This is a genomic window from Microbacterium sp. S308A+, from assembly GCF_049800815.1.
Taxonomy (GTDB): Bacteria; Actinomycetota; Actinomycetes; order Actinomycetales; family Microbacteriaceae; genus Microbacterium.
The window spans coordinates 349,786-359,367 of record NZ_JBNAFT010000001.1 but is presented as its reverse complement, the minus strand read 5'-3'; the positions used below and the strand labels follow the sequence as shown (position 1 = coordinate 359,367).

Here is a 9,582-nt window from a genome sequence, read left to right as displayed (position 1 = left end):
GTCAGACCGCCGGTCTGAGCGCGTCCTCGGTCACGTCGTCGATCTTCGTGGCACGGATCGGGTGCCCGCTGGTCGACAGGCACCGCCCGGTCTTGAGGTCCCACTTCCAGTCGTGCATGCTGCAGGTGAGCACGCCGTTCTCATCGATCTTCCCGGTGCGCGTGAGGTCGGCGCGGAGGTGCGGGCACCGCCGTTGCACGATCCAGTCGCCGATCTCCGCGTCCTCAGTCTGGTCCGTCTGCTCCTGGTACCAGTTCTCGACGTACTCGATCCGGTCTGCCGAGAGGCACTTGAGGAACGTCGTCAGGAACTCGTTGAACTTGCCGCTCCGGCCGACCTGGAACTGCATGGACAGGAAGATCGAGTTGGACCAGTCGATCTCGCGGTCACGGATGTTCGTGGAGACAAGGTCGGCAGGGATCGTGTACCAGTAGATGCACTCCTCTCCCGCATACTCCCGGACCTTCGCGCGCGGGAAGTCGACGACCATGTCGAGCTCGCCGATGCGGAACCGGACGCACCCGCCTACGCCGAGCCGGATGGTGCGCGACTTCTTCAGCAGCGGCTCCCACCAGGACTTGAGCGTCGCAAGGATCTCGTCCGGCGGGAGCGCCTCGGCACGGGAGGCCTCTTCGTCGCGCAGCTCCTGCTGCCGGCTCGCCCGCTGCTCCTCGAGGTAGTCCCACTTCTCATCGAAGATGTGCGCGATCTCGGACTCGGAGTAGAGCGTCTGCGCGGTGGTCACCTGGCCGCCCTCGACCGTCACCACCGTGCCCGGGATGAACAGCTGGCCGTCGTACTGCGGCGCGAGCTCCCTCATGTGCTCGAGGAACTGCTTCTGATCGGTGAAAATGGACTCGCCGTTGCGTCCGACACCGTTGAAGTCGAAGAGGTCGTCTCGCAGGAACATCGGCGGACCAGCCATGGGGAAGACGTGCGGGGCGTCGACCTTCTCGATGTAGTACATGGCGCGCTTGTTCTGCGCCTCACGCTTGAGCCTCGCGAAGTTCTGCTTGGCGTCCAACGGGAGGTCATAGACCATGGGCCACCAGATCGCGCCGGACACCTGGGTGAAATAGGCGTCCGGCTTGCCGAAGTGCAGAAGCTTCTCAAGGTCGAGCGGGTGCGAGTCGTTCTGGTTCAGCACCGATCCCGTGCCGTCGTCGACGCTCAGCGACGAGTCGCCGATCGGACCGTCGCTGGGTGCGCGGAGCGGCGTGATCATGATCTTCAGCTCGCCACGCTGGATCACCTCGCCCGCAGGTGCATATGTGATGTTCGTATAGCCGAGCGCGCGGATGTCCTGCTCGAGCTCGTCGGTCGGGTACTCCGGGAGCAGCACCTCGATGTCCTTGCGGATGTACCGATCGAGCAGCCTCGGGTCGAAGTGGTCGCGATGGCGGTGCGAGATGTAGAGGAAGTCCGCTTCACGACCGAGCCTCTCCCAGTCGAGCCCGCGGTTGTCGGGAAAGGGGAACCAGGATCCGAAGAAGGAAGGACCGAGCACCGGGTCGCAGATGATGTTGCCGCCGACCGTCTCGATGAACATCCCGGCGTGTCCGAGTCCCGTGATCCGCATGTCTCTCCTCCTGCTGTGGACCCGTCGAGTCTACCGGCGCCGTCCGGTGATCCCCTGGAGACCGCCCGGGGTTAATGCGGCCGGCCTCAGGGGCCGAGGAGGTCGCGCACGTCCTCGGCCGTGAGAGCCCGGGCGAACAGATCGTCGTCGTCCATGACCGCCGCGGTGAGACGGGCCTTGCGGCGCTGGAGGTCCAGGACCTTCTCCTCGATCGTCCCCGCCGCGATCATGCGGTATACGAAGACGCGGTTCTGCTGCCCGATCCGGTGGGCGCGATCGGCCGCCTGCGCCTCGGCAGCCGGGTTCCACCACGGGTCGAGCAGGAAGACGTAGTCCGCCTCGGTGAGGGTCAGCCCGACGCCGCCCGCTTTGAGACTGAGCAGGAACGCGTCGTCCTCGCCTGCCCGGAACCGAGCGATCTCCGCTGTCCGATCGCGCGTCGCCCCGTCCAGATACGCCGTACGCATCCCGGCGGCGCGCAGCCGCCGTTCGGCGAGCCGGAGGAAGGACGTGAACTGGCTGAACACGAGCGCGCGATGGCCTTCCGCGCGCAGCTCCGCGATGTGCTCGACGAGCGCGTCGAGCTTGCTCGAGCCGATGTCGGCGTCCCCCGGGGAGACGAGACCCGGCGCGAGGCTCATCATGCGCAGGAGCGTCAGTGATCGGAAGACGGTGAAGCGATGGCGGTCGAGATCGGGCAGAAGCCCCAGCACCTTCTGCCGCTCACGCTGGAGCGCGGCGTCGTAACGGGCACGATGCGCCGCGCCCAGCTCGATCCGCAGCACCTGCTCCTGACGCTCCGGAAGATCCGACGCGACGAGTTCTTTCGTCCTCCGGAGGACGAAAGGGCGGATGCGTCGCCGGAGACGCTCGATCCGAGCGCGGCGGTACGGGGCCCCCTCCGCGTTCTCCGGGACCTTCCCGTCCTCGATCGGCTGGACGTACTCCTCGCGGAACCGCCGGCCAGAGGCGAACAGCCCCGGTGAGGTCAGGGCGAGCAGGGCCCAGAGATCCGCGAGACCGTTCTCGATCGGCGTGCCGGTCGCGGCGTACACCGCCTCAGCCTGGAGGCTCGCGACGGCGCGATGGAGACGGGTGGCGGGGTTCTTGACGTTCTGCGCCTCGTCGAGGATCACCGCCGCCCACTCCCGCGCGCCGAAGACGTCGGCGTCGATACGGAGAACGGCGTAAGACGTGAGCACCATGTCGGCCCCGTCGAGGCCGTCGAGGGACAGACCGCCGGCGGCTCCCGTTCGATCCCGAACAGCGAGGGCGAGCCCGGGGGCGAACCGCCTCACCTCCTCCGCCCACGCCCCCAGCACCGACGTCGGCGCGATGATGAGACAAGGACGCGTCGTCCCCTGCTCGCGGATGCGGGCGACCAGCGCAAGCAGCTGGAGGGTCTTGCCGAGCCCCATGTCGTCCGCGAGGATGCCGCCGAGCCGGTGGGACCAGAGGAGCGAGAGCCAGTCCAGTCCCTCCCGCTGATACGGACGAAGCTCGGCGGCGATGGCCGATGGCGTCGGCGTGGTCGGCACGCCCTCTGCGCGTGCGAGGCCGTGTACGCGATCGCGCCAGGCGACGGCGGGATACGCCTCGTCCGCGAGGTCCTCGAAGTCCGCCCAGAGCGACACCTGCGCGCGATGTATCCGGGGCCCGGTCTCCCATTCGGCGAGCTCGACGGCCTCGTCGATCAGTTCACGAAGCCGATCGAGCGAGGGGTGTCGCAGCGCGAACCAGCTCCCGTCCACGAGGAGCAGCTTCGAGCGACGGAGGCTCAGCGCGCGAAACAGCGGCTCGAAAGGGATAGCGCGTCCATCGATGCGGACGATGACGCCGAGATCGAACCAGTCGGGGTCGGTCGACTCGACGGTGCTGACAGCGATCTCCGGCTCGCCGGTGAGCTCGTGGTACCGCCGCGGCGTTCCGCTCACCACGACGAGCACGCCGCACGCCTCGAGCGCGGTCGTGACCCGAGTGACGAGCTCCGCGGCGTCGGCGTCGCGGACCTGGCCGGAGGAGGCGAAAGGCGCCTCTGTCGCCCCGCACCAGGCCCGGATCACCTCCGCCTGCAGTTCCTGTTCGGCATCGGGATCGCGTGCCGGCTCCGTGCCGCTGTCGAACGGATATCGCCCGAGCCCCGGATACTCCCATTCGAAGCGGAACTCCACGACGTCGCGGCTCCGATGGATCAGCGAGAGCACCGGGCGCGGCGGCGGCGGGTCGGGCAGCATCAGGCCCTCACCCATGACGAGAGGAACGCGCCGCCGCAGGACCGGCAGTCCCTCCCTCTCGAACACCGGCCGATCGCCCGCGTCAACCGTCAGCGAGCCGCCGCTGGTCAGAAGCGCCCGAACGGATGCGTCCAGCGGATGCTCGGCGAGACGCAGCTCTATCGAGGCTCCTGTCACCCGATGCGCGTGCAAGCCGCCCGAGCCGATCGGACGCACCGTCGACGGCTCGACCGCTTCCCCGTCGAGCTCGACCTCCGCCGTGAGCACGATTCCCGCCTCAGGCGGGTCGCCCGTTGCCGTCTGTCGGCGCTCGGAAGCGGTGCCGGCCCTGTCCGCCCGGATGGCGACACGCACGTCCGCCGCCCAGGTCAAGGTCGTGTTCCGCTCCGTCGCGATGAGCGGGATCCCGACCTCGCCCGCCTGGCGCAGATGCCCCCAGAGCAGAGGGGACTCGACGGGGTTCAACAGCAGCCAGTCGCCGGCGGTGCCGGAGAGGAGCGAATCGCGGGAGATGCTCAGCAGATCCGCGAACCAGCGCGAGTGGGCCGTCGCGAACCGTGTGCCTGGCCGGCGCACCGCATCCCAGGTCGCGTCGCCGCGGATCCACGCGCGCTCACCCGTCCCGGAGCGTAGAGGCCTGACGCCGAGGAAGAGCTCGCCCGGATCGCGGACGAGATCGCGCGCCGTCGCCGTGCGCAGCGGGCGCGCTGACCAGTGACGTTCGTCGTGAACATCACGGCGGCGCAGCTCCATCCCGAGCGCGAGCGGAATCCGGTCGCGCTCGGGGGCGGGGACCAGGAATCGCCAGCTCCGTTCGTCCGTGCGCGACACGTCCGTGCTCAGACCGCGCGGGCCACCCGGGCCAGCACTCCGTGGACGAACGAGCCGGACTCCTCGGTGGAGAGCTCCTTGGCGAGCTCCACGGCCTCGTCGATCGCCACCGCGGTCGGCACCTCGTCGTTATGGGCGATCTCCCACACGCCTATGCGCAGCAGCGCACGGTCGACGGCCGGCATGCGCTCGAGCTTCCAGTCTCTGCTGTGCGTCGTGATCAGCTCGTCGATCTCGTCGTGGTGATCGATGATCCCGTCGACGATCTCACGCGCGTAGAGCCAGGAGGCCTCACGTGCAGGCTCCCCCGACGCGCGCTTGGCCTCCGCGGCGAGGGTCACTGCCAGATCGTCGCCGCGGACGTCCGAGGAGAAGAGGATGTCGAGGGCGCGCTTGCGCGCCTTGGTCCTGGCGCTCATCTGTGCGATACGCGCCGGTCAGTCGTTGACCCGGCCGAGATAGTCGCCGGTCCGGGTGTCGACCTTGACCTTCGTGCCGGTCTCCAGGAACAGCGGCACCTGGATCTCGTAGCCGGTCTCGAGCGTCGCCGGCTTGGTGCCCGCCGACGAGCGGTCGCCCTGCAGTCCCGGCTCGGTGTAGGTGACCTCGAGCACGACCGAGGCCGGCATGTCGACATAGAGCGGGTTGCCGTTATTGAGGGCGATCGTCACCTGCTGGTTCTCCAGCAGGAAGTGCGCGGCGTCGCCGACGGTGGCGGCAGGAACGTTGATCTGGTCGTAGTCCTCGGTGTCCATGAAGACGAAGCTGTCGCCGTCGGTGTAGAGATAGGTGAAGTCACGGCGGTCCACGTTCTCGATGTCCACCTTCGCGCCCGCGTTGTAGGTGCGGTCGACGACCTTGCCCGAGACGACGTTCTTCAGCTTGGTCCGCACGAACGCGCCGCCCTTGCCTGGCTTGACGTGCTGGAACTCCACGACGCTCCAGAGCTGTCCGTCAATCGAGAGGACGACGCCGTTCTTGATGTCTGCGGTCGATGCCATGCGCGGGAGGTTCCGTTCGTGTGAGGTCGAGAGGCTCTCGTCGCCCGCGGACGCGGGTGCGAGCAGGCGGCGACAGTCGATTCTACGGGATGAGCGCCGCCAGACGGCGCACGGCCTCGGCGTACCCGTCGACGCCCCGCCCCACCACCTGCACGGCGGCAACGTCGGCGAGATAGGAGAAGCGGCGGAACTCCTCACGCGCGTGCACGTCGGAGATGTGCACCTCGGCGAACGGCAGCGCGACGCCGGTCAACGCGTCGCGGAGGACCACGGACGTGTGCGTGAGGCCGCCGGGGTTGATCACGATCCCCTGGCAGTCCGCCCGCGCGGCGTGGATCTCGTCGAGGAGGACGCCCTCGTGATTGCTCTGCACGGCCCTGAGGAAGAAGCCCGACTCTGTCGCCGCGTCACGGGCGATCCGCTCCACGTCCGCGAGGGTCGCGGTGCCGTACACCTCCGGCTCCCTGGCGCCCAGCAGGTTGAGGTTCGGGCCGTTGACGAGCAGGATTCGGCGTTCGGTCACGTCGGCAGGCTAGCAGCCGCGGGCCTCGTCCCCGGCTGGAGAACCCGGACGATCCTTCGGGATCGTCTCTCCTCAGCCCACGACAGGATGCAGCGGACGCGTCATGACGTGCTCGTGGCCGTTCGCCAGCTCCGTGATCTCACCGGTCCGCACGAACCCACAGCGCTCATAGGCGGCCGAGGCGCGCGCGTTGTCGACGTGCACCTCGAGGACGAGCTCCGCGAACCCGCGGTCCGTCGCCCAGGCCGCACAGGCGTCGAGAAGCGCGTCCACGGTTCCTTCACCCCGGTGTCCCTCAGCGACATAGACGCCGACGACGAGCGCCGTGCGCAACGCACGCCGCTCGTCGGTCACCAGCACTGTCGCTGTCCCGAACCACTCGTCGTCCTCGGCGACGGCCACGAACTGCGCCGCCTCGTCTCCAGCAGCGGCGCGCCTCGCCCGCGCCTGCCAGAAATCCTCCGGCTGGGCCGTGGCGTTCTCCAGAGTGTCCAGGAAGGCGATCTCGGCGACCGGATCGGCCAAGGCCCGTAGGCGCAGGTCGCGGACGCGGTCCGCCTCGTCGGCGCGGATGCGGCGCACCCTCATGCTCAAGCTCCGACCTCCTGGTACGCGGCGAACAGCAGTGACTCGTCGGGTGCCTGGAGAACGGTCGGCTTCGCGATGTCGTCGAGGACGATGAACCGGAGCATCCCGCCCCTGCTCTTCTTGTCGCGCTGCATCGTGGCCAGGAGCTGCGGCCATGCCCCTGTGCGATAGGACGTCGGCAGCCCGAGCATCTCCAGGACCGAGCGGTGGCGGTTCGCCGCGTCGTCCGAGAGGCGCCCTGCCAACCGTGACAACTCCGCGGCGTAGAGCATCCCGACCGAGATCGCCGCCCCGTGGCGCCAGCGATAGCGCTCCGCGTGCTCGATCGCGTGCCCCAGGGTGTGACCGTAGTTCAGGATCTCGCGACGATCGGCCTCACGGAAGTCCTCGGAGACGACCTCGGCCTTCATCGCGATCGCGAGCTCCACCGCACGCCGGAACTCCCGTGTCGACGGATCGACCGCCCTGGCCGGGTCCGCCTCGACGATGTCGAGGATCTCCGGTGCCCAGATGAGGCCTGCCTTGACCACCTCGGCGAACCCGGCGGTGGCCTCGTTGGCGCTGAGGCTGCCGAGCTCGCGCAGGTCACCGATCACGGCACGGGGAGCCCAGAAAGCCCCGACGAGGTTCTTGCCCTCGGCCGTGTTGATGCCGGTCTTTCCTCCCACCGCCGCATCGACCAGCCCGAGGACGGTCGTCGGGACCTGGACGACCTGGATCCCGCGCAGCCAGGTCGCCGCGACGAACCCCGCGAGGTCGGTGACCGCTCCCCCGCCGTATCCCACGACGGCGTCCGTCCGCGTGAAATCCGCCTGCCCCATCACCTGCCAACAGAACGCGGCGACCTCGATGCGCTTGCCCTGCTCGGCGTCAGGCACCTCGGCGAGGAGCACCTCTCGCGGCTCGTTCTCGGAGTCGGCGAGGAGGCGATCACGAAGATCGGCGGCACGGTCGGCGAGCGTCGGCGGATGCACCACGAGGACCTTCCGGACCGTGGGCGCGAGAGCTGCGGAGACCCGGTCGAGGATGTCGCGCCCGATCGTGATCTCGTACGCGTCCCTGCCTCCGACCGAGATCGTCGTCTGCTCCGTCATTCCCGTCCTCTCATCCATTCCGCCACGCGTCCCGCGACGCGGGCCATCGGCGTCCGCGAGGTGTCGAACACCACGTCCGCGACCTCCTCGTACCAGCTTCGCCGCTCGTCCATGATGCGTGTCCACCGGCGGAGCGGATCCTCCTCGCCGGCGAGCAGAGGCCGCCCGCTTCCGGAGATCCGGGACGCCACGGCATCGGGCGTGACGGTGAGCAGCACCACCGGCACGGTGGCGAGGAGCCTCCTCGTCTCCACGGAGAGCACGGCTCCTCCACCCACCGAGATCACCCCGCCCTCCGCGATCGCGTCGCTGACCGCCTCGCGCTCCCACGCTCGGAACTGCTCCTCGCCATGGGTGGCGAAGATCTCCGGGATCGGGCCGTGCTCCCGGGCGATCGCCTTGTCCGTGTCCCGGAAGGGAAGGCCGAGGACACGCGCGACACGGCGGCCGACGCTCGTCTTGCCGGCTCCCATCGGGCCGACGAGCACGAGGACACGCTCAGCCGAGCTCATCGTGAAGGATCAGCGCGGCCTCCGACGCCGGCGCGGTGCGCAGCTCCTCGGGGATCGCAGCCAGGTAGGCCTCGAGGTTGCGACGGGTCTCGGCGACGCTGTCGCCTCCGAACTTCTCCAGCGCAGCGTTCGCGAGCTCGACAGCGACCATCGCCTCGGCCACGACCCCGGCCGCCGGGACCGCGCAGACGTCGGAACGCTGGTGGTGCGCGGTCGCCGGCTCCCCTGCCGCGACGTCCACGGTGCGAAGAGCGTGCGGGACGGTCGCGATCGGCTTCATCCCCGCGCGTACGCGCAGCACCGTCCCGGTCGTCATCCCTCCCTCGGTGCCGCCGGCGCGGTCCGAGCCACGGGTGATGCCGTCCGCCGCGAGGAACAGCTCGTCGTGTGCGGCTGAGCCGCGGCGGCGCGTCGTCTCGAAGCCGTCGCCGACCTCGACGCCCTTGATCGCCTGGATGCTCATCAGCGCCTGGGCGAGGCGCGCATCGAGCCGGCGGTCCCAGTGCACGTGGGACCCGAGGCCCGGCGGGAGGCCGTAGGCGAGGACCTCGACGATCCCGCCCAGGGTGTCGCCGTCCTTGCGTGCAGCGTCGACCTCGGCCACCATCCGCGCCGAGGTCTCCGCGTCGAAGCAGCGCAACGGGTCGGAGTCCAGGGCGCCGACGTCGTCCGGCGTCGGGAGGGCGGAGCCGTCCGGCACCTGGACCGGACCGATCGAGAGCGTGTGGCTCACGAGACGGATCCCGAGCTCAGCGAGGAAGGCCCGGGCCAGAGCGCCGAGCGCGACGCGCGCCGCCGTCTCCCGCGCGCTCGCGCGCTCGAGGATCGGTCGCGCTTCGTCGAACCCGTACTTCTGCATGCCGACCAGGTCCGCGTGCCCTGGCCGCGGGCGGGTGAGCGGGGCGCCCCGCCCACGTGAGCGGTCGGTCAGCTCAGCCGGCTCCGGGTTCATCACCTCGACCCACTTCGGCCATTCGGTGTTCCCGATCCGCAGCGCGATCGGGCTGCCGAGGGAGAACCCGTGGCGCACACCGCCGGAGATGCTGAGCGCGTCCTGCTCGAACTTCATCCGCGATCCGCGTCCGTAGCCGAGCTTGCGACGGGCGAGGTCCGCTTGGATCGCCACGGAGGAGACGGGCACGCCGGCAGGCATGCCCTCCATGACCGCGATGAGTTCGGGGCCGTGCGATTCGCCGGCGGTGAGAACACGGAGCATTGTC

Annotated in this window: 9 protein-coding genes; all 9 read right to left on the bottom strand. The window is 69.4% G+C overall.

Going from position 1 to position 9,582, the window contains the following annotated elements:
- Window position 1: 1 nt before the first annotated feature.
- Window positions 2-1,579: a Rieske 2Fe-2S domain-containing protein gene (locus ACP15J_RS01670; protein ID WP_424935760.1), complete on the bottom strand. Its 1,578-nt coding sequence runs from the start codon at window positions 1,577-1,579 to the stop codon at window positions 2-4.
- An 86-nt stretch (window positions 1,580-1,665) separates the two neighbouring features.
- Window positions 1,666-4,644 (bottom strand): DEAD/DEAH box helicase, encoded by a 2,979-nt coding sequence (locus ACP15J_RS01665; RefSeq protein WP_424935761.1) that lies wholly within the window; start codon window positions 4,642-4,644, stop codon window positions 1,666-1,668.
- Between the two features lie 8 nt (window positions 4,645-4,652).
- Window positions 4,653-5,063 carry a transcription antitermination factor NusB gene (nusB, locus tag ACP15J_RS01660; RefSeq protein WP_424935762.1) on the bottom strand — a complete coding sequence of 137 codons (411 nt, stop codon included), beginning with the start codon at window positions 5,061-5,063 and terminating at the stop codon, window positions 4,653-4,655.
- 18 nt (window positions 5,064-5,081) lie between these two features.
- Entirely contained in the window at window positions 5,082-5,645 is a 564-nt protein-coding gene (gene efp / locus ACP15J_RS01655) for an elongation factor P (protein ID WP_424935763.1), read from the bottom strand.
- An 82-nt stretch (window positions 5,646-5,727) separates the two neighbouring features.
- Complete coding sequence (gene aroQ, locus ACP15J_RS01650; RefSeq protein ID WP_424935764.1) at window positions 5,728-6,168, bottom strand: type II 3-dehydroquinate dehydratase; 441 nt, start codon at window positions 6,166-6,168, stop codon at window positions 5,728-5,730.
- A gap of 72 nt (window positions 6,169-6,240) precedes the next feature.
- Window positions 6,241-6,756 carry a GNAT family N-acetyltransferase gene (locus tag ACP15J_RS01645; RefSeq protein WP_424935765.1) on the bottom strand — a complete coding sequence of 172 codons (516 nt, stop codon included), beginning with the start codon at window positions 6,754-6,756 and terminating at the stop codon, window positions 6,241-6,243.
- A 2-nt stretch (window positions 6,757-6,758) separates the two neighbouring features.
- Entirely contained in the window at window positions 6,759-7,850 is a 1,092-nt protein-coding gene (aroB, locus tag ACP15J_RS01640; protein WP_424935766.1) for a 3-dehydroquinate synthase, read from the bottom strand.
- Window positions 7,847-8,362 carry a shikimate kinase gene (locus ACP15J_RS01635; RefSeq protein WP_424935767.1) on the bottom strand — a complete coding sequence of 172 codons (516 nt, stop codon included), beginning with the start codon at window positions 8,360-8,362 and terminating at the stop codon, window positions 7,847-7,849. The genes aroB and ACP15J_RS01635 overlap by 4 nt, the downstream gene beginning before the upstream one ends.
- Window positions 8,349-9,578 (bottom strand): chorismate synthase, encoded by a 1,230-nt coding sequence (gene aroC / locus ACP15J_RS01630; protein ID WP_424935768.1) that lies wholly within the window; start codon window positions 9,576-9,578, stop codon window positions 8,349-8,351. Before aroC ends, ACP15J_RS01635 begins: the two co-directional genes overlap by 14 nt.
- Window positions 9,579-9,582 lie beyond the last annotated feature (4 nt).